Raw genomic sequence first — 20,779 nt, forward strand, 5'->3', positions numbered from 1 at the left:
TGGCCCGGTCTCACCGGCGACGAAATCGCCGCTCAAGCCTAGACCAGGGCGCCAGCCGGGATCAGGCGCAGGCGCATCACTTCCCCGCGAGCCGGCCGGATCGCCGTCATCGACATTCAGGGTTCCCGGGAAGTGCGTTCTGGCCCGGCGCGGGGTCTCAGGTCGCGAGAAGGCCTTTGGAAGCCCCTCCCCACCCACAACCGGAGAGTGTAAACTGCCCTTGCGGGATCTATCCCGGCGACAGGCCGGAACAGTGGGAGGGGCTTTCGAATGAAACTGTCCGCATGGATATGCGCGCCGGCACTGCTGCTGCTGGCCACACCGGCGGCCCTCGCGCAGGGCACCAAGTCCATCGACCAGATCCGCGCCGCCTGCCAGGCGGAGAACCCGCCAGGGCGGCAGGCGGACCGCTCGACCCTCATCTCGCGCTGCATTGAGCGCAAGAAACAGGAAGCGGCGGCCCAGAAGAAATAGCTCCGGCGGCCGGCGCCGCGCGCCCTCAGCCGCTGAGTCGGCCCTTGAGCTTGAACGGGGCCATGCCGGCGCGGGCCAGTTCGTCCGCGCGCTCGTTCTCAGCGTGGCCGGCATGGCCCTTCACCCAGTGCCAGCGCAGGGTGTGGCGCTTTAGCGCCGCATCGAGGCGCTCCCACAGGTCCTGGTTCTTCACCGGCTTCTTGTCGGCGGTGCGCCAGCCGTTGCGCTTCCAGCCGTGCATCCACTTGGTGACGCCGTCCTTCAGATAATTGCTGTCGGTGTGCAGATCCACCGTGCACGGCTCCTTCAGCGCCTCCAGCGCGGAGATGGCGCCCATCAGCTCCATGCGGTTGTTGGTGGTGAGGGCCTCGCCACCGCTCAGCTCCTTCTCGTGGGCGCCGAAGCGCAGGATCGCGCCCCAGCCGCCGGGGCCGGGATTGCCCGAGCAGGCCCCGTCCGTGAACACCGCCACTTCTTTCATGCCGCCAGACCGTAATCCTGCGCGCTGTCCACCGCCTGGTGGAAGCGCAGCTTCTTCAGATATTCCAGCGGGTCCTTGGGGCGCACCAGCGCCCCTTCGGGCACGTTCAGCCAGTCCACGAGGCGGGTGAGCAGGAAGCGCAGCGCGGCGCCACGGGCGAGACGCGGCAGGGCTGCCTTCTCCTCAGCCGACAGGGGGCGCACCGCCTCGTAGCCGGACAGGAGCGCCCGCCCCTTGGTGACGTTGTAGGAGCCGTCCGGCTCGAAGCACCAGGCGTTGAGGCACACTGCCACGTCATAGGCGAGGAAGTCGGTGCAGGCGAAGTAGAAGTCGATGATGCCCGAGAGCTTTTCATCGAGGAAGAAGGCGTTGTCCGGGAACAGGTCGGCATGAATGACGCCCGCCGGCAGGCCCTGCGGCCAGCTTGCCTCCAGCGTTGCCAGCTCCGCTGCGATGGCATCGGCAAGGCCCGGCGCCACGTCGTCGGCCTGCCCGTCCGCCGCCACGAACAAAGGCCGCCAGCCGGCGACGGAGAGGTTGTTGGCCCGCCTCATGGCGAAGTCAGCGCCGGCCAGATGCAACTGGGCGAGGCCCCGCCCCAGCTCGGCGCAATGCTCGGCCGTGGGCCGCCGCACCGAGACGCCGGGCAGGAAGGTGACCATGGCCGCCGGCCGCCCCGCGATCTCCGACAGCACCGCCCCCGAGCGCTGCGCCACCGGCTGCGGGCACGACAGGCCACGCGCCGCCAGATGCTCCATGAGGCCGATGAAGAAGGGCAAATCGTCCCGGTTCACCCGCTTCTCATAGAGGGTGAGGATGTAGCTGCCGCGCGTGGTCTGGACCAGGAAGTTGGAGTTCTCCACCCCTTCCGCGATGCCGTGGAAAGAGGTGAGCGTGCCGATGTCGTAGCCAGACAGGAAAGCCTCAAGCTCCGCCGGCGCAACGTCTGTATAGACCGCCACGTTCTACTCCGCCGCATCCGGCCGCAGGGCGCGCGGCAGGGGGAAGAACACGTCTTCCTCCGTTGATGTCACGGTCTCGACCGTCACGGTGAAGCGTTCGACGAAGGCATCGATGATCTCTTCCACCAGCACCTCCGGAGCCGAGGCGCCGGCGGTGACGCCCAGGCTGGCGATGCTGGAAAACACCCTCCAGTCGATGTCCGCCGCCCGCTGCACCAGCACGGCGCGGGCGCAGCCGGCCCGCTCCGCCGCCTCGCGCAGGCGCTGGGAATTGGAGGAATTGGGCGCGCCCACCACAACCAGCGCTTCCACCCTGGGCGCGATGGCCTTCACCGCTTCCTGCCGGTTGGTGGTGGCGTAGCAGATGTCTTCCTTGTGCGGCTCGCTCAGCGCCGGGAAGCGCTCGCGCAGGATGGCGATCATTTCCGCCGTGTCGTCCAGCGACAGGGTGGTCTGTGTCACATAGGCGAGGTTGTCCGGGTCGCGCGGCATCACCTTGCGCGCATCCTCGGCGGTCTCGATCAGGGTGAAGGCGCCGTCCGGCAGCTGGCCGATGGTGCCCACCACCTCCGGATGGCCCTCATGGCCGATCAGCAGGATGTGCCGGCCCTTGCGGAAATGCACCTGCGCCTCCCGGTGCACCTTGGTCACCAGCGGGCAGGTGGCGTCGATGGCGAACAGCTTGCGGGAGGTCGCCTCGTCCGGCACCGATTTCGGCACCCCGTGGGCGGAGAAGATAACCGGCGCCGCGGTGTCCGGCACCTCATCCAGCTCCTCCACGAAGATGGCGCCCTTCCGCTTGAGATCTTCCACCACGTATTTGTTGTGCACGATCTCGTGGCGCACATAGACGGGAGCACCATAGAGCTTCAGCGCCTGCTCCACCGCGTCGATGGCCCGCACCACGCCGGCGCAGAAGCCGCGCGGCGCGGCAAGAAGGATCTTGAGCGGCGGCTTTGCAGCGGCATCCGGCGCTGCAGCGGGGTCCATGGCGGGCTCGATCGAGGGCATCCGGCGAATTGGCGGTCTTGGGACGCGCCTGTCAAGGGAGCGCAACGGCGCGCCGGCGATTTCGGGGCGCCGTTGCGGAACCGCCCGATTTGCGGACCTCCCGCGCAGGGCAATTGCAACTTGCCCCCGGCACGCTTATGTTGGTCCGATCCCGGATAAAGCGATGAGTTCCGCGGTCCGCCCCAGGGGAGGGGTGGCCTTGCGAACCCGCATATGCCGACGCCACCACATACCGACGCCAGCGCCCACACAAGCCTTGGCGTCACAGACCGAACAAGCCCGTGGACCGAAGCGTCCGACGACCAACAAGCCGCAAGAGGCCGCCATGTCGAACATACCTTTGATGCCCAAGGCCACCGCCGTCTGGCTCGTGGACAACACCGCCCTGACGTTCGAGCAGATCGGCGATTTCTGCAAGCTCCACCCCCTTGAGGTGAAAGGCATCGCCGACGGCGAGGTGGCGCAGGGGATCAAGGGGCTCGACCCCATCTCCACCGGCCAGCTCTCCCGCGACGAGATCACCATCGCCGAGAAAAACCCCGACCGCCGACTCAAGCTGCAGGAATCCAAGGTGCGCCTGCCGGAGCAGAAGAAGCGCCGCGGTCCGCGCTACACCCCGGTCTCGCGCCGCCACGACCGGCCGAACGCCATCCTCTGGCTGCTGCGCAGCCATCCCGAGCTGAAGGATGCACAGATCATCCGCCTGGTGGGCACCACCAAGTCCACCATCCAGTCCATCAAGGAGCGGACCCACTGGAACTCGGCCCAGCTCTCGCCCATGGACCCGGTGACGCTCGGCCTGTGCAGCCAGATCGACCTTGACCTCGAAGTCCAGCGTGCCGCCAAGGACCGTCCCGCCACCCCCATCGAGGACCGTGGCGCGACCCTGCTGCCGGCGGATGTCACCACCGGGCACGACGAGATCGAGGAGGCTCCCAAGGGCCGCGAATCCCTCGACCTGGAGACCGTGTTCGCCAAGCTCGGCGGCTCGAAGAAGAACGAAAACGAGGACGACGACGAGGATTGATGGCGGCCGCACCGGCCTTCCACCGGTGCCCAGCCTCTCCCTCTCAGGCGCCTAACAAAGAAGGCCCTCTTCCGGCGGAAGAGGGCCTTCTTTGCTTTTGCGCTGGCTGAACGCCGGGACGCCGTTCAGCATCAGGATGTGATAGCCTCAATGGGCCATCAGCACCGGCACGGTCATGGTGGCGAGGATCTCGCGGGTTACGCCGCCCATCACCAGCTCGCGGATGCGGGAATGGCCGTAGCCGCCCATCACCACGAAATCGGCGCCCTGGTCGGCCACCTCGTTGAGAATGGCCGCCGCGATGGGCTCGCCGGAGGTCACCGGTAGCTTACGCACCTTGGCGTTGAGGCCGTGGTGGGCGAGGTGGCGCACCACGTCGGCACCCACGGTGTCTTCTTCGTCCCGATGCGACACCACGCGGAAGATCTCCACCTCCTTGGTGCGGTGGAGCAAAGGCAGCGCCTCGGCCAGCGCGCGGGCAGCGGGCCGGCTGCCGTCCCATGCCACCACCGCGCGCTCCGCGCTGAAGGGCTTGGTCTGCACGTAGGGCACGATGAGCACCGCGCGGCCCGATTCTATCAGCACCGTCTCGGCGATCACCTCTTCCGGGCCCGGCCGGTCCGGATCGGGCTGGGCCACCACCGTGAGGTCGAACAGCCGCGCCATCTCGGCGAAGCTGTTGGCGGCGACGCCGAGCGACGCGGACAGGCTGCGCACCTCGTGGGCGACCCCGGAAGCGCTTGCGGTGGCGGTGAAGCGCGCCGACGCCTTCTCGGCGGCGGCCTGGTTCTCCAGCACCTGCGCATCGATGAAGTCGGTGGGAAGGGCGCCCATGTAGAAGGGCGGCACATCGATCTCATAGGCGACCGACAGGCCGGTAAGATGGGCACCGAAGTTTGCAGCGAGGCTCGCCGCGAAATCGCAGGCGCGATCCGTCTCAACCCCTTGGGCGAGATTGACCAGAATGTCGCGAATCATCACACAAGGCCCCCGTTCGGCCGTTTGAACGACGCGACCTTACCCTAAACTCGCCCAAAGTCTCGGGCCTTGATATCCCGCAAGCGACCCCACTCCTCGCGATGGGCGGCCGCCAAATGACGACGCGGCCGCCTTGGGGGAAGACGGCCGCGCCAATGGCACGATCAATGGGGGGAATGATCGAGCTGACCCGTTAACGCAGAGGAACAGCGGAGGTTCCGCATCCTCGCAAAAATTTTCTGCTCCCTTTCGGGGCGGAGGCGGCTAGATGAGTTTGCATTCTTTGCGCGTGCCCGGCGGAAGTATCATGACACCTGATCTCAGCATCGTCGTTCCGCTCTACAACGAGGCCGAAGGCCTGCCCTTCTTCCATGCCAACCTGAGCGCCGCCGCCGCCGCCGAAGCGCGGGCCCGCGGGCTCACCATGGAAATCGTCTATGTGGACGACGGCAGCCGCGACGGCAGTGCCGCGCTCGCCGCCAACCTGCCGGTGCTGGGCATCGACATCCAGGTGGTGGCGCTGTCGCGCAACTTCGGCAAGGAGGCCGCCCTCATGGCCGGCCTCGACCATGCCCGCGGCGACGCGGTGATGTTCATGGACGGCGACGGCCAGCATCCGCCGGAGATGATCCCCACCTTCCTGCGCCTGTGGAAGGATGAGGGCTACGACGTGGCCTATGCGGTGAAGGCCGACCGCTCCGACGAGGCCGCGAGCCGGCGCCTGTTCGTGCGCGCCTTCTACAAGCTTCTGAATTTCGGCGCCGCCACCGCCATCCCGGAGGATGCGGCGGACTTCCGTATCCTGTCCCCGCGCGCCGCCGCCGCCTTGCGGCGCATGCCCGAGCGCAACCGCTTCTTCAAGGGCCTGTCGAGCTGGATCGGCTTCCGCCAGATCGCGGTGCCCTACCGGCCGGCGCCGCGCGCCCACGGCTCCACCTCCTGGAGCTTCCTGCGGCTGCTCGGCCTGTCCATGGAGGCCCTGACTTCGTTCTCGCCGGCGCCGCTGCGCCTTGCCGCCGCGTTCGGCGCCATATTGGCGGGCCTCGCCCTGTTCTATGGCAGCTGGATCGTGGTGGAACGGCTCGTCTGGGGCATCCCGCTGCCGGGCTATCCCTCCATCGTGGTGGGCCTGATGGTGATCGGCGGCACGCAGCTTCTGGTGATGGGGCTGATGGGCGAGTACATCGCCCGCATCCTCTCCGAGATCAAGGCGCGCCCGGTCTATTACGTGGCCGACCACGTGCTCAACCGCGCCGCGACCGACGCCGCCGGCCACCCGCTGGCGGGACAGCCCATAGTCGGGCAGTCCTTCGCGGGCCCCGGCCACCCCTCGGCGCTGGCGTCGAGGGCCGAGCCATGAAGCATGTGGTGCTCTGCGCCGACGACTACGCCATCTCGCCCGGCGTGTCGGAGGCCATCCGCCGGCTGATCACGGCGCGCCGGATCAACGCCACCTCGGTAATGACCGTGTTCGACGGCCTGATCGAGGAGGCCGACGCGCTCAAGGCCGCGGCCGCGGAACGCGATGTCAGCATCGGCCTGCATGTAACCCTCACCGGCACCTTTCCCCCGCTCACCCACGGCATGGCGGGAGCGAACGGCTGCTTCCCCGCCTTGTCCCAGGTGGTGCTCGCGGCCCTGTCGCGGCGGCTCGACGCCAAGGCGGTGGCGGCGGAGGTCGAGGCGCAGTTCGAGGCTTTCCTCACCGCCTTCGGCCGGCCGCCGGACCATGTGGACGGCCACCAGCACGTGCATGTCCTGCCGGTGGTGCGGAAGGCGGTGCTCGCCGCCACCGCCCGCTTTGCGCCTCGCGCCTGGCTGCGGGACGTGACCCCGGCCAAGGCGGCGCTGCACGGCTTCGATGCCAAGGGCCGGCTCATCGGCGCCTTCGCCAGCGGGTTCGCGCGGGATGCCGCGCGGCTTGGCCTTACCACCAATCGCGGCTTCGGCGGCGCCTACGACTTTTCCGCCGACCACGATTTCGCGACCCTGCTCACCCACTTCCTGAAGGGCGTACCCGACGGGGGGCTGGTGATGGTGCATCCCGGCCGGGTGGACGATCCGCTCACCGCCCGCGATCCCCTTACCCAGCAGCGGGAGGTGGAATACGCCGTGCTCCACGGCGCCACCCTGCGCGACATTCTGGATGCCGCCGACGTCAGTCTCGCCCTGCCGGACGGGCTGCGGGCCAAAGCTGCGGCGTAAGCATAGGAGCGGAAACGAAAAAGGCTCCCCCGCAGCGCGGAGGAGCCTTCATCGTCAGGACTTCAGAGGCGCAGGCCTCAGGCGAGGCCCACCTCGAACTTGGCCGCGGTCTTGGCCTTCACCTCGTCGAGGGTGACGCCGGGGGCCAGTTCCTTAAGAACCAGCGTGCCGCCACGCTTGGTGAACTCGAACACCGCAAGATCGGTGATCACGAAGTCGGTCACGTTGGTGCCGGTGAGCGGCAGGGTGCACTTCTCCACCAGCTTGGGCGCGCCGGACTTCTCCACGTGCTCCATGAGCACGATGACTTCCTTGGCGCCGGCCACCAGATCCATGGCGCCGCCCATGCCCTTCACCATCTTGCCGGGCACCATCCAGTTGGCGATGTCACCGGTCTCGGACACCTGCATGGAGCCGAGGATGGACAGGTCCATGTGGCCGCCACGGATCATGGCGAACGAATCGGAGCTGGAGAAGTAGGCGGTGTCCGGCACCTCGGTCACGGTCTGCTTGCCGGCGTTGATGAGGTCGGGGTCCTCCTCGCCCTCATAGGGGAAGGGACCGATGCCCAGCATGCCGTTCTCGCTCTGGAAGCTCACGGTCATGCCGGGGGGCAGCGCGTTGGCGACCAGGGTGGGGATGCCGATGCCGAGGTTGACGTAGAAGCCGTCGCGGATCTGCTGGGCGGCGCGGGCCGCCATCTCGTCACGGGTCCAGGCCATCTCACTTCACCTCTTCGCGCTTGCGGGTGGTCACCTTCTCGATCCGCTTCTCGGCGCCCTTGCTGACGACGATGCGGTCCACATAGATGCCGGGGGTGTGGATGCTGTCCGGGTCGAGATCGCCGATCTCCACCAGCTCCTCAACCTCGGCAATGGTCACCTTGCCGGCGGTGGCCATCATCGGATTGAAGTTCCGGGCGGTCTTGCGGTAGACGAGATTGCCTTCCTTGTCGGCCTTCCACGCCTTGATGATGGAGAGGTCGGCCACAAGGCCCGTCTCCAGCACATAATGCTCGCCGTTGAACTCGCGGGTGGGCTTGCCCTCGGCGATGATCGTGCCGTAGCCGGTCTTGGTGTAGAAGCCGGGGATGCCCGCGCCGCCGGCGCGGATGCGCTCGGCCAGGGTGCCCTGCGGGTTGAACTCCAGCTCCAGCTCGCCGGCGAGATACAGCTTCTCGAACAGCTTGTTCTCGCCCACGTAGGACGACAGCATCTTCTTGATCTGGCCGTTGGCGAGGAGGATGCCGAGGCCGAAATCGTCCACGCCGCAATTGTTCGACACGCAGGTGAGGTTCTTCGCGCCGAGGTCGCGGATGGCGGCGATGAGGTTTTCGGGGATGCCGCAGAGGCCGAAGCCGCCGGCCATGATCATCATGCCATCGGCGAGGACGCCCTCCAGGGCACTTTTCGCGTCCGGGTACACCTTGTGTCGCATCATTTCCTCCTCGGCGCTGGCGCCTCGATGACCTTAAGAGGCCGGTCCCTCAAGCGGAAGCGGGACCGTGCGGAATGGCGCGTCGCCGCGCCGTCACAGGGATGAGACCAGGTGGCCGCCATCGACCACCAGCGTCGTCCCGGTCACGTAGCGGGCGGCGTCTGAACACAGGAACAGGAGCGGGCCCTCGAGATCCTCGAGGCGGCCGAGACGGCGGGAGGGGATGCGCTTGATCAGCGCCTCGCCCGCCGGGCTCGCGAAGAAGTCGCGGTTGAGATCGGTTTCCACATAGCCGGGGCAGAGCGCATTGGCCTGGATGGAATAGCGCGCCCATTCCAGCGCCATCGACTTGGTCAGCTGCACCAGGGCCGCCTTGGAGGCCGCATAGGCCGCCACCTGCCCGGCGATGCGCAGACCGAGGATGGAGGCCACATTGACGATGCGGCCGCCGCGCCCCGTCTTCGCCATGGCGCGCGCGGCTTCCCGGCCCACCAGGAAGCCACCCTTCAGATTGGTGTCGAGGATGCGGTCCCACGCCTCAGCGGTCTCGTCCAGGAGCGGCGTGGTGCCGGTCACACCCGCATTGTTGACCAGGATGTCGAGGCCGCCGAACGCCGCCGCCACCTCGGCCACCGCCGCCGCTGCCGAAGCCTCGTCGCTCACGTCGAGGGCGATGGGCAGCGCCGTGCCGCCGGCGGCCTCGATGCGGGCGCACAGGTCGGCACAGGCATCACGCCGCCGCGCGGCGACGGCCACGCGCGCCCCGGCAGCCGCCAGACGCTCGGCAAAAAAGGCCCCCAGACCTCCGGACGCGCCCGTCACCAAGGCGGAGCGACCGTCGAGCGAAACACGAAAATCCATGGGATGCGTCTCTGGATCGTTTCTCTCACCAGCGCGAGGACCGTTGTCCGGCTCTTCGGTAGGGCGCCTGTGTTTCATAGACGTGGCGCGCGGCGGGACGCAAGGGCCAGCACCGGCCGCGTCGCATTCGGATGCGCAGAAATCGGGCTGGGTACACGGCGCCTTCCTCGCCTGAGGGCGGAGCCGGATCGAGGAATGGGCTCGGTCAGTCCCGCGCCCAGCGGTCCGCCGCGGCGGCGTCGCTGGCCTTGGCCTCGACCCATCCGCCGGCGTCAGGACCGTCCGCCCGCTCCTCCTTCTTCCAGAAGGGGGCGCTGGTCTTCAGCCAGTCCATGAGGAATTCGGCCGCGGCGAAGGCTGCCGCCCGGTGCGCCGAGGCGGTGGCGACGAACACAATGGGGTCGCCCGGCACCAGCCGCCCGTGCCGGTGCACCACGATGGCGCCCAGCAGCGGCCAGCGCGCGCGGGCCTCGGCCACATGGCGCTCGATCTCCTCTTCCGCCATGCCGGGATAATGCTCCAGCGTGAGCGCCGCGAGCCCCGTCCCGTCCGCTCCCGCATCGGCCCGGCACAGGCCGGTGAAGGTGACGATGCCACCGACATCGGTGCGCCCATGCGCGAGGCGCGCCGCTTCGGCGGCCGCATCAAACGGCGCCTCCTGGATGCGGACGGAAAACACGGCTCAACCTCCGGTCATGGGCGGGAAGAAGGCCACTTCCCGCACCCCGGCGAGGGATGCATCCGGCTTCACGTGGCGCCGGTCGAGGGCGGCGCGTACCACCGCCGCATTCTCGAAGGCGTAGGCGTGGGCCTCGTCCCGCCCGGCGAGCCAACGCGCGAGATCGGCCACGGTGGCCACCTCGGCGGGCGGCGCCACCTCTTCCTCCGCGAGCCCGACGCGCTCGCGCAGCCATGCGAAATACAGGATCTTCACCGCTCGTCCTCCACCAGGTGGCGGGCGCCGGCCCGGAAATAGTCATAGCCCGTGTACAGCGTGAGCACCGCCGACACCCACAGCAGCGTGAGCCCGATGAGGTTCACCCCCGGCAGCACGCTCTCCCCGGCCGGCCCGGTGATGAGCACGCCCACGGCGACGAGCTGGAGCGTGGTCTTCCACTTGGCGAGGCGCGACACCGGCACCGAAACCCTCAGCTCGGCCAGGAACTCGCGCAGACCGGACACCAGGATCTCCCGGCACAGGATGACGATGGCCGCCCACAGGGACCAGCCGCGGATGGTGCCGTCGGACGCCAGCATGAGCAGGCAGGTGGAGACCAGAAGCTTGTCGGCGATGGGGTCCAGCATCCGCCCGATGGCCGATTGCTGCGACCACGCGCGGGCGAGGTAGCCGTCGAAGAAATCGGTGATTGCGGCGGCTATATAGAGCGCCAGCGCCACCCAGCGCAGCACCGCGCCGCCTTCCAGGATGTCCGACCAGAACAGGCAGGCCGCCACCAGCGGCACCGCCACGCAGCGCGAATAGGTAAGAATATTCGGCAGCGAAAGCGCATGGCCCCGCCCGCCCCGTTCGGGCGCGGATGAGGTGGGGGAACGGGTCGCTGCCTCTGCCATCGGGTCTCTTCGTCGGTCGGATGCCGCCTGTGCGTTCACATCCCGAGGGAGGTGGACGGCTTCTATTTAGGCTGCGCGGGCGGCAGGCGGAAGCCTCCGTGCAAAACCAGCAGGTCCGCGATACCGAAGCCCAGGCCTTGGACCGGGTCCGAAAGGGCGTCGCTCAAGGCCGCTCAGCCGGGCGGCCGCTCATGAAAATAATCATACACCGCCTTGGCGGTGGCAGCGTTGATGCCCGCCACCTGCTCCAGATCGGCCAGCGAAGCCCGCTCGATGGCCTTGAGCGTCCCGAAATGGCGCAGCAGCGCGCGCTTGCGCGTGGGCCCGACGCCGGCGATGGCCTGCAGCCCGGCCTCGGTGATGTCCTTCTTCCTCCGGGCGCGATGGGAGCCGATGGCGAAGCGGTGGGCCTCGTCGCGCAGGCGCTGGATGAAATAGAGCACCGGGTCGCGCGGCTCCATGCGGAACGGGGTGCGGCCGGGCAGAAAGAATTGCTCGCGCCCCGCCTCGCGGTCGAGGCCCTTGGCGATGCCCACCAGCGGCACGTCGGTGATGCCCAGCTCGTCCAGCACCGTGCGCGCCGCATTGAGCTGGCCGAGGCCGCCGTCGATGAGCACGAGGTCCGGCCAGGGCGAGGCTTCGGAGGTGTCGGGAAGCGCTTCCGCCTCCTCCGGGTCGGGACCTGGCAAATCGTCCGGTCCGGCGCTCGAAAGCTCAGCTTCCGGCTGAGTGCGCGCGACCGGCACGGATGAACCGGTGTCATGGCCGGGCTGGTCCCGGCCATCCACGCCCAGCGGCTGGAAGCCGTCTTCCGCGTGCCTGGCGGCCTGCTCGGCGGGAATGGCGGACACAAGGCCGGGCACTGCGGGCGTCGCACCTGCTTCGACGCCTTGCGCCGCGCCCGCGGCGGGCTCGCCCTCCCCTGCTCCCTCCCCCGCCCCATCGCGCGGCGCCTCCTTCAGCAGCCGGGAGAAGCGGCGGCGCAGCACCTCGCGCATCATGCCGAAATCGTCGCCCGGCACGATGTCCGCCGACTTGATGTTGAACTTGCGGTACTGGGATTTGCGGAAGCCTTCCGGCCCCGCCACGATCATGCCGCCCACCGCATTGGTGCCCATGATGTGGGAATTGTCGTACACCTCGATGCGCTGCGGCGGGGCTTTGAGGCCGAAGGTGGCAGCGACGCCCTCCAGCAGCTTGGTCTGGGTGGCGCTTTCCGCCAGCGTGCGGGCCAGGGCCTCGCGGGCGTTCTGCAGCGCGTGGTCCACGAGGTCGCGCTTCTCGCCGCGCTGGGGTGCGGCGATCTCGATACGATGGCCGGTCTTTTCCGAGAGGGCCTCGGCCAGGAGCGCCTGCTCCTCCACCTTGTGGGACAACAGGATAAGGCGCGGGCAGGGCTTGTCCTCATAGAATTGGGCAAGGAAGGCACCCAGCACCTCGGCCTCCGACAGGGAGCGGTCGGCGCGGGGATAATAGGCCCGGTTGCCCCAGTTCTGCCCGGTGCGGAAGAAGAACACCTCCACGCAGGTGGCCCCGCCCTGCTGGTGGCAGGCGAACACGTCCGCCTCCTCCACCCCCCTCGGGTTGATGCCCTGCGAGCCCTGCACGGCGGACAGCGCGGCGAGGCGATCGCGCAGGCGGGCGGCGCGCTCGAATTCCAGCTCCTGGGACGCGGCCTCCATCTCCAGCGCCAGCTCTTCCTTCACGGCGCGGGAGCGGCCGGAGAGGAAGGCGCGGGCCTCACGCACCAGCTCTGCATAATCGGTGTGGCTCACCTCGCCGGTGCAGGGACCGGCGCAGCGCTTGATCTGGTGGAGCAGGCAGGGGCGCGTGCGGTTCTCGTAATAGCTGTCGGAGCACGAGCGCAAAAGGAAGGCCCGCTCCAGCGCATTGATGGTGCGGTCCACCGCCCACACGCTGGCGAACGGCCCGTAATAATCCCCCGGCCTGTTGCGCGCGCCGCGATGCTTGGTGATCTGCGGCGCCACGTGATCGGCGGTAATGAGGATATAGGGGAAGGACTTGTCGTCCCGCAGCAGCACGTTGAAGCGCGGCTTCAGCTGCTTGATGAGGTTGGCCTCAAGCAGCAGGGCCTCCGGCTCGGTGCGGGTGGAGACGAACTCCATGGACGCGGTGGCGGCGATCATCCGCTCGATGCGGTTGGTGTGACCCACCGGGCGCGTGTAGCTCAGCACCCGCTTCCTGATGCTCTTGGCCTTGCCCACATAGAGCACGGAACTGTCCGCCGCGATCATGCGGTAGACGCCGGGGCCCGCCGGGGCATGCTTGACCGCGCGGATGATGGCATCGCGTCCGCTGGCCAGGCTTTCGGCACCGGGCGGCGGCGCGTCGATGGCGTCGAGAATAAGGAGGTCGGCCTCGTCCGCGGCCTCCATCTCGTCGGATTCGGGCGCAGGGGTGGCCTGATCGTCTCGGGCAAAGGCGATCTCGGGCGGGTCGATGGGGCGTCTGCCGGTCATGGAGCCTATGTAGTGCGCCGGGGCGTCGGATGGAATCTCCGCCGGAGCCGAAGGCGTTAACTGCCGCTCAACCACACCGCCAACGCCCGACCTACCCCGGTGACGAACGACGCACCGGCATCGGCTATTTTTTATTTAGATTCAGATGTTTATGGAATTAACAACGCATTAGGCATGCAGGCGTCCGGCGGGTGGGGGACAGGATTAGGCAAGATTCGTCTGCGAGGGTGCGAGCACTGCCGGGGCGAAAAGGCCGGCAGGACCCTGGAGGACAGTCCATGCGTTCCCGTCTGCTTGCTTCCACCGCGCTCCTGGCGGGCGTCGTGCTCGCCGCTCCGGCGGTTGCAGCCGACCTTTCCGGTCGCTATCCCGCGCCATACGCGCAGCCCTATGTGCAGCCCGTCGCGGCCTTCACCTGGACCGGCTTCTATATCGGCGCCAATGCCGGCTACGGCTGGGGCTCCACCGTGAACAGCGATCCGGGCGGCTTCATCGGCGGCTTCCAGGCCGGCTATAACTACCAGTTCGCCAGCCCGTTCGTGCTGGGCGTGGAGACCGACTTCAATTTCTCCGGCCTGTCCGCCGGGGGCTACAGCCTCGACTATCTCGGCACCGTGCGCGCGCGCCTCGGCTGGTCGTTCGACCGCGTCCTGGTCTACGGCACGGGCGGCTTCGCCTACGGCCAGGGGAGCCTCGATGTCCTCGGCCTCTCCTCCTCCTCCACCCAGACCGGATGGACCATCGGCGCCGGCGCGGAAGTCGCCTTCGACCGAAACTGGAGCGCGCGGGCTGAGTATCTTTACGTAGACCTTGGCAGCGCAACCTATCCGACAGTGATCGGACCCGTGGACAGCGGCATCAACGCCAATATTCTACGGGCGGGTGTGAATTATCGCTTCTGAATTCGGAGGATGACCCAAGGGAAAAGATTAAGGCAAAACCTTGTGCCTGTCGCAGGTTTGCCGCTTTTACCGAATGTCACGCCACAAACCTGAATAAGTGCTAGGACTTTGCCACATCTCTGCCCGTTTTGAATTTGGGGGTGTGGCCCGTTCGCTACAGACGACCGCATCACCTGGCTGTATGACGTAACCACTCGTCGGCGAGGCCCCGGGCTGGACCGATTGACCAACAAAGGTAATGAACATGTTGAAGCGTGCACTTCTGGGCGCCACCGCCCTCGCCCTCCTCGCCGGCTCTGCGTCCGCGGCGGATCTCGCCACCCGCTATCCCGTGAAGGCGGCGCCCATTCCGGTGCAGACGTTCTCCTGGACCGGCTTCTACATCGGCGGCAACGTCGGCTGGGGCTGGGCTGACAACACCTATGACGTGACCCCGTTCGGCTCGCTCATCGGCTATTCCTACAGCCCCGGCACCGGTAACGGCTTCATCGGCGGCTTGCAGACCGGCTACAATTACCAGTTCGCCAACAACGTCGTTATCGGTGTCGAAGCCGACTTCGATTGGTCGGACATCGGCAGCTCCAGCCTCGTGGTGGGCGGACCGTTCACCGGCGGCGCCATCTCGCAGAACATCGACTACTTCGGCACCATCCGTGCCCGCCTCGGCTACGGCATCGACCGCTTCCTGCCCTACATCACGGGCGGCGCGGCCTGGGCCAAGCAGAATTTCAGCGACTTCTACGGTAACACCTACAACGACACCAAGTGGGGTTGGACCGTCGGTGCCGGCGTCGAGTACGCCATCACCAACAACTGGACGGTCAAGGCCGAGTATCTCTATCTCGGCTTCAACAAGAACACCACCAACGACTACTTCGGCGACTCCTACTCCGTCGGCTCGAACATCAGCACCGCCAAGCTGGGCGTGAACTACAAGTTCTGATCCCGCGCTACCCGAGACGTTTCTTCGGGTGAGAGAGGGGCTCCCGGCCGTGGCCGGGAGCCCTTTTGTTTGGCCGCCCCGCTCATTGCGGACCCACGCACGCATTCGTGAATGCGAATCGGTGCTCGCCATCGCTTTGCCGCCGAGCCGCCCTTGCCCCGCCCGCGCAACGGACCAAGTTGGAAGGCGGACAGACGCGGGAGCGCGGCCATGGAACGGACGGTATTGGGCAGATCGGGCAGCACCCCTCGGGGCGCCTTCCTTGCCATGCCTGCGATCCTGCTCGCAGCCCTGCTGTCGGCCGGACCTGCAGCAGCAGCGGATCTTGGACGCCCGACGCAGCCGGCAATCCCGGCGGCGGTGCCCGCTCCGGTGTTTTCGTGGACCGGCTTTTATATCGGCGGCAATGCCGGCTATGGCTGGGGGTCGGGCCAGGACGAGCTTGGTGTGGCCGGTGTCGATCCCAAAGGATGGTTCGGCGGCGGTCAGGCCGGCTACAATTACCAGTTCAGCAACAACATCGTGGCCGGCATCGAGGCGGACATCCAGGGCGGCGACATCGGCGCCAGCGCATCCGGTCCGCTGGGTGGGCAGCTGGGTGTCCTGGGCCTGTCGAGCACCCTCGATTCGTTCGGAACCGTGCGCGGCCGGCTCGGCTACGCCTTCGGCCCGATCCTGCCCTATGTCACCGGCGGCTTCGCCTGGGGCAACAATTCCATCGATTATCTGGGCGCGAGCCAGTCGCAGACCCATACCGGATGGACCGCCGGCGCCGGCATCGAATATGCGCTGACCGACCATTGGACTGCGAAGACCGAGTATCTCTACACGGACCTCGGCTCCAAGTTCTACGACACCCTCGGCGCCAGCGCCGGCGTGACCGCGCAGACCGCCAGGATCGGCATCAACTACAAGTTCTGATCCCGCGCGCGCCAGCCGCGCCGCACATCAGGACGCCTCGACCCGGAGCGGGATCGGCTTCTCGTCGCCGCGTTCGTCGCGCACGGCGAAGTGGTAGGCGCCCTGGCTGTCGCGCGTCACCTCATAGGTGAGGCGGCTCGTGACGCGGTTGTCCTTGTCGAAGGTCAGGACGCGCGGGCGCAGCGCCACGATCTCGCCTTCCGGCACATAGACCGAATTGCAGATGATGACCTCGTCGCCCGGCTGGCAGGTGCGGGCGGCGGCGCCATTGAGCACGCAGCAGCGCGAGCCGCGCTCGCCGAGGATCACATAGGTGGAGATGCGCGCGCCGGAATTGCGGTTCCAGATCTCGACGAATTCCAGCGGCAGGATGCCCGCCTGCTCGCAATGCTCGGGATCGAGCGTGATGGAGCCGTGATAATTAAGGTCGGCCCCCGTCACGGTCAGGCCGTGCAGTTTGCCGGCGACGATCTTGCGCATGTTCAGCCGTCCTCCCCGCCGGATCGTTATCGCACTGCCCCGCGCAAATGACCCAGCCTTGTGTGTTGCTGCGTTTTCTTGACGCGACCGGTATCCATCTGGCTCGACGGAACGTGCGAAAAGCGCGCTGTGATAAGCCCTGCGGCGCGCCGTGGGAAGAGGCGCGGCATGGTTCGGCGCGATATGCCGGTAACACGGCGATGCAATTCTTGAACGTGGCGGGATGGGGGATTTGACGCCCCTCCTCGCCTTTTAAACGTTGATCGTGCTAGAGCCCGCACTCGTTGAATGATGGAAGAGGGCTGAAATGGCTCATACGGCAGCGCCCGGCACGGAGCGCGCCCGGGTTCGTCCGAAGGACGACCAGCCGGTGCGGATCGGCGTCACGGGCATCGGCATCATGGGCTCCAACCACGCCCGCGTGCTTTCCCAGCTTCCCGGCGCGGAACTCGTCGCCGTCGCCGATCCCGACCAGGAGCAGGCGCAGCGCGTCGCCAACTTCCTCGGCTGCCAGGCTGTGGGCGACCATCGCGCCCTGCTCGACCTCGGCCTTGACGCCGTGGTGGTGGCGGCCCCCACCCACCTGCATCACCCCATCGCCCTCGATGTGATCGCCGCCGGCTGCTCGGTGCTGGTGGAAAAGCCCGTCGCCTCCACGGTGGAGGAAGGCCGCGAGATCGTCGCCGCCGCCCGCGAGAAGGGCGTGACCTTGATGGTCGGCCATGTGGAGCGCTTCAATCCCGCCGTCCGGGCGGTGAAGGAGGCCATCCGCGACGAAAGCCTGCTTTCCATCGCCATCACCCGGGTGGGGCCGTTCCCGCCGCGCATGTCCAACGTGGGCGTGGTGATCGACCTCGCGGTACACGACATCGACCTCATCCGCTGGTTCACCGGCTCGGATATCCTCGAGGTGCAGCCGCAGACCTCGGCCGCCATCGCCGAGCGCGAGGATATCGCCCTCCTCCAGTTCCGCACCACCTCGGGCGTGCTCGCCCACATCAACACCAACTGGCTGACGCCGTTCAAAGCCCGCACGGTGCATGTGGCGACCCGCAAGAAGTACGTGATCGGCGACCTCCTCACCCGCCAGGTGACCGAGCATTTCGACTACCGGCCGGACGGTTCCTATTCCACCCGCCACCTGCCGGTGGCCTATGCCGAGCCGCTGCGCGCCGAGCTGGAGAATTTCCTCTCCGCCGTGCGCACCGGCCGCGCGCCGGAAGTGACCGGCGAGGAAGGCGTATCGAGCCTGGAGATCGCCATCTCCTGCCTGCCCGGCTCGGCTACGACCAAGACTGCGCCCGCCGACGCCGCGGCCGAAAAGCGCCGCGCCTTGGGCTGAAACACAGGGAGGCCAAGGCCGCCTGCGGGCCTTGCGCGCACCGGACCCGGCATGCGTCGCCCCAGGGGCTGTGAGCCGGCTTCGCCGGCCCCAGGTTTCGCCCGCGCGGCGCCTGTCGAAGGGCGGGTCCGTTCGTAAAAGCCCGCCGCATCCGCGCCATTCCGCCCGTCCGACGGGCACCTGACAGGGATCATCCATGACGTCTCCCGCGACGGCCAAGCCCACCACGGCTTCCAGTACAGCGAACAACGCCCCCATCCCCTTCATCGACCTTGCCGCCCAGCGCGCGCGCATCGGCGCCCGCATCGACGAGAAGGTGCTGGACGTGCTCGCTTCCTGCCGCTTCGTGAACGGGCCGGAAGTGGGCGCCTTCGAGGAGCAGCTCGCCGCCTTCGCCGGGGCCAAACATGCCGTCTCGTGCTCCAGCGGCACCGACGCGCTGGCGCTGCTGCTGATGGCCTGGGGCGTGAAGGCGGGGGACGCCGTGTTCTGCCCGGCCTTCACCTTCTGCGCCACCGCCGAGGTGGTGCCCTATGTGGGCGCGACCCCGGTGTTCGTGGACGTGAAGGCGGACACCTTCAACATGGACCCCGAAAGCCTGGAGCAGGCCATCGCGGTGGCCGTCGAGCAGGGGCTGACCCCGCGCGTGGTGATCCCGGTGGATCTGTTCGGCCAGCCGGCGGACTATGACGCCATCCTGCCCATCGCCGAGAAGCATGGCCTGAAGGTTTTGTGCGACACCGCCCAGGGCTTCGGCGGCACCTGGAACAACAAGCGCACCGGCTCCATCGGCGATGCCACCGCCACCTCCTTCTTCCCGGCCAAGCCGCTCGGCTGCTACGGCGACGGCGGCGCCATCCTCACCGACGACGCGGAGCTGGTCACCGTGCTCAAGAGCCTGCGCGAGCACGGCCAGGGCGTGGACAAGTACCAGAACGTGCGCATCGGCATGACCGCCCGCCTCGACACCATCCAGGCGGCGGTGCTGATCGAGAAGCTCGCCATCTTCGAGGAGGAGATCGCGGCGCGCGACCGGGTGGCGCGGCGCTACAACGAACTGCTGAAGGATGTCGCCACTGTGCCGGTGGTGGACGGGCGCGCCACCTCGGTGTGGGCGCAATACACCATCCGCCTCGCCCCTGGCGTGCGCGACGGCCTCGCCGACAAGCTGAAGGCCCAGGGCGTGCCCACGGCGGTGTATTACCGCCTGCCCATGCACCTGCAGCCGGCCTACAAGCACTATCCCTCCGCCGGCGCCATCCTGCCGGTGTGCGAGACCCTGGCGGAAGAGGTCATCTCCCTGCCCATGCACGCCTATCTGGACGAGACCACGCAGGACCGCATCGTCGCGGCGGTGAAGCAGGCCCTCGCCGAAGGGTGAGGGTGCGGCCACACAAGCAAAGACCACCGGAAGCGGGGGCTTCCGGTGGTCTTTTCGTTTGGGCCGACCGTCCGGCTCAGCCGTTCAAGCGAGCCCCGCCCCTCACTTGCCGCGCTTGAAGCTGTTCCAGGTCTTGGTGATGACCCGCTGCACCGGCGGCTCGTTGGTGGTGACGATGAACAGCCGCTCGAACGTCTCCTTGTCCGGGTAGATGGACGGATTGTTCAGGATGTCCTTGTCGATGAACTTCTGCGATTCCAGGTTGCCGTTGGCATAGGAAATGAAGTTCGAGTTCTTCGCCGCCACTTCCGGCCGCATCATGTAGTTGATGAAGACGAGGGCGTTGTCGATATTCTTCGCATCCTTGGGGATGGCGAAATTGTCGAACCACATGAGCGCGCCCTGCTTCGGGATCACGTAGGCCACGTTCACCGGCGGCTTCTTGGTCTTCTTCGCGGCCTCGGCGGCGCGGGTCTTGGCCTGGAACACGTCACCCGACCAGCCCACCGCCAGACAGATGTCGCCGCGCGCCAGGGCATTGATATAGCCCGAGGAATCGAACTTCTTGATATAGGGGCGAACCGACATGAGCAGTTCGCCGGCCTTGGCGATGTCGTCCGTGTTCTTCGAATTTGGATCGAGCCCCAGATACTTCATGGCGGAGGGGATCACCTCCTCCGGGCCGTCGAGGAAATAGACGCCGCAATCCTTGAGCTTGGAGAGGATTTCCGGCTTGAACACGATGTCCCACGTATTCATGGGGATGTCGCCGAGCCGTTCCTTCACCTTGTCCACATTGTAGCCGATGCCCGTGGTGCCCCACATGTAGTTGACGGCGTGGGCATTGTCCGGGTCGTAGACGGCGAGGCGCTTGGTCACCTCGGGCCAGGCGTATTGCAGGTTCGGGATCTTCGACTTGTCGAGGGTCAGGAAGATGCCGGCCTTGATCTGGCGCTGCAGGAAGGAGCCGGACGGCACCACCACGTCGTAACCGGTCTTGCCCGCGAGCAGCTTCGTCTCCAGCACCTCGTTGCTGTCGAAGACGTCGTAGCGGACTTTGATGCCGGTTTCCTTGGTGAAGTCCTCCAGCACCGTCGGGTCGATATAATCCGACCAGTTGAAGACGTTGAGGACCTTGTCCTGGGCCGAAGCCGCGCCGGCCCAGCCCAGCGTGGCACACATGATTGCCGCTACGAAATGACGACGCATCCGCCGTTCTCCTCTGGAAAGGGGGTCATGTTTTGCAAGGTTGCCCTGAAGGTGCCCCCCTGGACCCAAGGCTATGTTGTCGCGCGAGCCCCCTCAACAGGAAACGCCACGCT

General features: G+C 67.3%; 22 protein-coding genes. 9 read left to right on the forward strand and 13 right to left on the reverse strand.

The genetic code is table 11. The features are described 5' to 3' along the window. The first annotated feature begins 270 nt into the window (after positions 1-270). A complete protein-coding gene (locus V5F66_RS16130; RefSeq protein ID WP_012114378.1) occupies positions 271-474 on the forward strand; it encodes a hypothetical protein in 204 nt (67 codons plus the stop codon). 25 nt (positions 475-499) lie between these two features. Here the strand turns inward: V5F66_RS16130 and rnhA are convergent, their stop codons facing one another. From rnhA to ispH, 3 genes are read right to left on the reverse strand one after another with little or no spacing between them, the layout of a single operon-like run. Then, positions 500-955: a ribonuclease HI gene (rnhA, locus tag V5F66_RS16135; protein WP_393999509.1), complete on the reverse strand. Its 456-nt coding sequence runs from the start codon at positions 953-955 to the stop codon at positions 500-502. Further along, the gene (locus V5F66_RS16140) at positions 952-1,917 is read right to left on the reverse strand and encodes a homoserine kinase (protein WP_394094250.1); all 966 of its coding nucleotides are present in this window, start codon (positions 1,915-1,917) and stop codon (positions 952-954) included. Before V5F66_RS16140 ends, rnhA begins: the two co-directional genes overlap by 4 nt. Before the next feature lie 3 nt (positions 1,918-1,920). Next, complete coding sequence (ispH, locus tag V5F66_RS16145) at positions 1,921-2,907, reverse strand: 4-hydroxy-3-methylbut-2-enyl diphosphate reductase (protein WP_394094251.1); 987 nt, start codon at positions 2,905-2,907, stop codon at positions 1,921-1,923. 346 nt (positions 2,908-3,253) lie between these two features. Here ispH and V5F66_RS16150 point away from each other — a divergent pair, with 346 nt between their 5' ends. Further along, positions 3,254-3,955 carry a DUF1013 domain-containing protein gene (locus V5F66_RS16150; protein ID WP_012114374.1) on the forward strand — a complete coding sequence of 234 codons (702 nt, stop codon included), beginning with the start codon at positions 3,254-3,256 and terminating at the stop codon, positions 3,953-3,955. Positions 3,956-4,102: 147 nt separating this feature from the next. On the opposite strand, the gene V5F66_RS16155 is transcribed toward V5F66_RS16150, so the two are convergent. After that, on the reverse strand, positions 4,103-4,933 hold the full coding sequence (locus V5F66_RS16155) for a universal stress protein (RefSeq protein WP_394094252.1): 831 nt from the start codon (positions 4,931-4,933) through the stop codon (positions 4,103-4,105). A 307-nt stretch (positions 4,934-5,240) separates the two neighbouring features. Between V5F66_RS16155 and V5F66_RS16160 the strand changes: the two genes are divergently transcribed. Together V5F66_RS16160 and V5F66_RS16165 are read left to right on the forward strand one after the other, a co-directional pair. Beyond that, positions 5,241-6,293, forward strand: coding sequence for a glycosyltransferase family 2 protein (locus tag V5F66_RS16160; protein WP_394094253.1), 1,053 nt, complete (start codon positions 5,241-5,243; stop codon positions 6,291-6,293). Then, positions 6,290-7,138 carry a ChbG/HpnK family deacetylase gene (locus tag V5F66_RS16165; protein ID WP_394094254.1) on the forward strand — a complete coding sequence of 283 codons (849 nt, stop codon included), beginning with the start codon at positions 6,290-6,292 and terminating at the stop codon, positions 7,136-7,138. The genes V5F66_RS16160 and V5F66_RS16165 overlap by 4 nt, the downstream gene beginning before the upstream one ends. A 77-nt stretch (positions 7,139-7,215) precedes the next feature. On the opposite strand, the gene V5F66_RS16170 is transcribed toward V5F66_RS16165, so the two are convergent. From V5F66_RS16170 to uvrC, 7 genes are all read right to left on the reverse strand, one after another. After that, a complete protein-coding gene (locus V5F66_RS16170) occupies positions 7,216-7,860 on the reverse strand; it encodes a CoA transferase subunit B (protein ID WP_012114370.1) in 645 nt (214 codons plus the stop codon). A 1-nt stretch (position 7,861) separates the two neighbouring features. Then, positions 7,862-8,575, reverse strand: coding sequence for a CoA transferase subunit A (locus V5F66_RS16175; RefSeq protein WP_394052440.1), 714 nt, complete (start codon positions 8,573-8,575; stop codon positions 7,862-7,864). A gap of 93 nt (positions 8,576-8,668) precedes the next feature. Further along, positions 8,669-9,436 carry an SDR family NAD(P)-dependent oxidoreductase gene (locus tag V5F66_RS16180; RefSeq protein ID WP_394094255.1) on the reverse strand — a complete coding sequence of 256 codons (768 nt, stop codon included), beginning with the start codon at positions 9,434-9,436 and terminating at the stop codon, positions 8,669-8,671. Between the two features lie 205 nt (positions 9,437-9,641). Next, positions 9,642-10,115: a molybdenum cofactor biosynthesis protein MoaE gene (locus V5F66_RS16185; protein ID WP_394094256.1), complete on the reverse strand. Its 474-nt coding sequence runs from the start codon at positions 10,113-10,115 to the stop codon at positions 9,642-9,644. A 3-nt stretch (positions 10,116-10,118) separates the two neighbouring features. Continuing rightward, positions 10,119-10,370, reverse strand: a complete 252-nt coding sequence (moaD, locus tag V5F66_RS16190) for a molybdopterin converting factor subunit 1 (RefSeq protein WP_012114366.1) — start codon at positions 10,368-10,370, stop codon at positions 10,119-10,121. Continuing rightward, positions 10,367-11,008: a CDP-diacylglycerol--glycerol-3-phosphate 3-phosphatidyltransferase gene (pgsA, locus tag V5F66_RS16195; protein ID WP_012114365.1), complete on the reverse strand. Its 642-nt coding sequence runs from the start codon at positions 11,006-11,008 to the stop codon at positions 10,367-10,369. Before pgsA ends, moaD begins: the two co-directional genes overlap by 4 nt. 173 nt (positions 11,009-11,181) lie before the next feature. After that, the gene (gene uvrC, locus V5F66_RS16200; RefSeq protein WP_394094257.1) at positions 11,182-13,488 is read right to left on the reverse strand and encodes an excinuclease ABC subunit UvrC; all 2,307 of its coding nucleotides are present in this window, start codon (positions 13,486-13,488) and stop codon (positions 11,182-11,184) included. Between the two features lie 278 nt (positions 13,489-13,766). On the opposite strand from uvrC, the gene V5F66_RS16205 reads away from it, so the two are divergent. From V5F66_RS16205 to V5F66_RS16215, 3 genes are all read left to right on the forward strand, one after another. Beyond that, the gene (locus tag V5F66_RS16205; RefSeq protein WP_012114363.1) at positions 13,767-14,390 is read left to right on the forward strand and encodes an outer membrane protein; all 624 of its coding nucleotides are present in this window, start codon (positions 13,767-13,769) and stop codon (positions 14,388-14,390) included. A gap of 244 nt (positions 14,391-14,634) precedes the next feature. Next, positions 14,635-15,333: an outer membrane protein gene (locus tag V5F66_RS16210; RefSeq protein WP_012114362.1), complete on the forward strand. Its 699-nt coding sequence runs from the start codon at positions 14,635-14,637 to the stop codon at positions 15,331-15,333. Between the two features lie 267 nt (positions 15,334-15,600). Then, positions 15,601-16,254 carry an outer membrane protein gene (locus V5F66_RS16215; RefSeq protein ID WP_041575468.1) on the forward strand — a complete coding sequence of 218 codons (654 nt, stop codon included), beginning with the start codon at positions 15,601-15,603 and terminating at the stop codon, positions 16,252-16,254. A gap of 27 nt (positions 16,255-16,281) precedes the next feature. Here the strand turns inward: V5F66_RS16215 and panD are convergent, their stop codons facing one another. Continuing rightward, the gene (panD, locus tag V5F66_RS16220) at positions 16,282-16,734 is read right to left on the reverse strand and encodes an aspartate 1-decarboxylase (RefSeq protein ID WP_393999500.1); all 453 of its coding nucleotides are present in this window, start codon (positions 16,732-16,734) and stop codon (positions 16,282-16,284) included. A 307-nt stretch (positions 16,735-17,041) separates the two neighbouring features. Between panD and V5F66_RS16225 the strand changes: the two genes are divergently transcribed. Both V5F66_RS16225 and V5F66_RS16230 read left to right on the forward strand, forming a co-directional pair. Continuing rightward, positions 17,042-18,076 carry a Gfo/Idh/MocA family oxidoreductase gene (locus V5F66_RS16225; RefSeq protein WP_393999499.1) on the forward strand — a complete coding sequence of 345 codons (1,035 nt, stop codon included), beginning with the start codon at positions 17,042-17,044 and terminating at the stop codon, positions 18,074-18,076. Between the two features lie 196 nt (positions 18,077-18,272). Then, entirely contained in the window at positions 18,273-19,457 is a 1,185-nt protein-coding gene (locus tag V5F66_RS16230; RefSeq protein ID WP_394052432.1) for a DegT/DnrJ/EryC1/StrS family aminotransferase, read from the forward strand. Between the two features lie 102 nt (positions 19,458-19,559). On the opposite strand, the gene V5F66_RS16235 is transcribed toward V5F66_RS16230, so the two are convergent. After that, a complete protein-coding gene (locus tag V5F66_RS16235; RefSeq protein WP_394052430.1) occupies positions 19,560-20,666 on the reverse strand; it encodes a polyamine ABC transporter substrate-binding protein in 1,107 nt (368 codons plus the stop codon). Positions 20,667-20,779: the final 113 nt, after the last annotated feature.

The organism is Xanthobacter versatilis (genome assembly GCF_043193975.1).
In the GTDB taxonomy this organism is placed as follows: Bacteria; Pseudomonadota; Alphaproteobacteria; order Rhizobiales; family Xanthobacteraceae; genus Xanthobacter; species Xanthobacter autotrophicus_E.

Coding starts and splice junctions, on each gene's coding strand:
- pgsA (WP_012114365.1), bottom strand. CDS start 11,008: ATGGCAGAGGCAGCGACCCGTTCCCCCACCTCATCCGCGCCCGAACGG.
- V5F66_RS16225 (WP_393999499.1), top strand. CDS start 17,042: ATGGCTCATACGGCAGCGCCCGGCACGGAGCGCGCCCGGGTTCGTCCG.
- ispH (WP_394094251.1), bottom strand. CDS start 2,907: ATGGACCCCGCTGCAGCGCCGGATGCCGCTGCAAAGCCGCCGCTCAAG.
- V5F66_RS16170 (WP_012114370.1), bottom strand. CDS start 7,860: ATGGCCTGGACCCGTGACGAGATGGCGGCCCGCGCCGCCCAGCAGATC.
- V5F66_RS16160 (WP_394094253.1), top strand. CDS start 5,241: ATGACACCTGATCTCAGCATCGTCGTTCCGCTCTACAACGAGGCCGAA.
- V5F66_RS16175 (WP_394052440.1), bottom strand. CDS start 8,575: ATGCGACACAAGGTGTACCCGGACGCGAAAAGTGCCCTGGAGGGCGTC.
- uvrC (WP_394094257.1), bottom strand. CDS start 13,488: ATGACCGGCAGACGCCCCATCGACCCGCCCGAGATCGCCTTTGCCCGA.
- V5F66_RS16180 (WP_394094255.1), bottom strand. CDS start 9,436: ATGGATTTTCGTGTTTCGCTCGACGGTCGCTCCGCCTTGGTGACGGGC.
- V5F66_RS16235 (WP_394052430.1), bottom strand. CDS start 20,666: ATGCGTCGTCATTTCGTAGCGGCAATCATGTGTGCCACGCTGGGCTGG.
- V5F66_RS16150 (WP_012114374.1), top strand. CDS start 3,254: ATGTCGAACATACCTTTGATGCCCAAGGCCACCGCCGTCTGGCTCGTG.
- V5F66_RS16165 (WP_394094254.1), top strand. CDS start 6,290: ATGAAGCATGTGGTGCTCTGCGCCGACGACTACGCCATCTCGCCCGGC.
- rnhA (WP_393999509.1), bottom strand. CDS start 955: ATGAAAGAAGTGGCGGTGTTCACGGACGGGGCCTGCTCGGGCAATCCC.
- V5F66_RS16215 (WP_041575468.1), top strand. CDS start 15,601: ATGCCTGCGATCCTGCTCGCAGCCCTGCTGTCGGCCGGACCTGCAGCA.
- panD (WP_393999500.1), bottom strand. CDS start 16,734: ATGCGCAAGATCGTCGCCGGCAAACTGCACGGCCTGACCGTGACGGGG.
- V5F66_RS16230 (WP_394052432.1), top strand. CDS start 18,273: ATGACGTCTCCCGCGACGGCCAAGCCCACCACGGCTTCCAGTACAGCG.
- V5F66_RS16155 (WP_394094252.1), bottom strand. CDS start 4,933: ATGATTCGCGACATTCTGGTCAATCTCGCCCAAGGGGTTGAGACGGAT.
- V5F66_RS16205 (WP_012114363.1), top strand. CDS start 13,767: ATGCGTTCCCGTCTGCTTGCTTCCACCGCGCTCCTGGCGGGCGTCGTG.
- V5F66_RS16130 (WP_012114378.1), top strand. CDS start 271: ATGAAACTGTCCGCATGGATATGCGCGCCGGCACTGCTGCTGCTGGCC.
- V5F66_RS16210 (WP_012114362.1), top strand. CDS start 14,635: ATGTTGAAGCGTGCACTTCTGGGCGCCACCGCCCTCGCCCTCCTCGCC.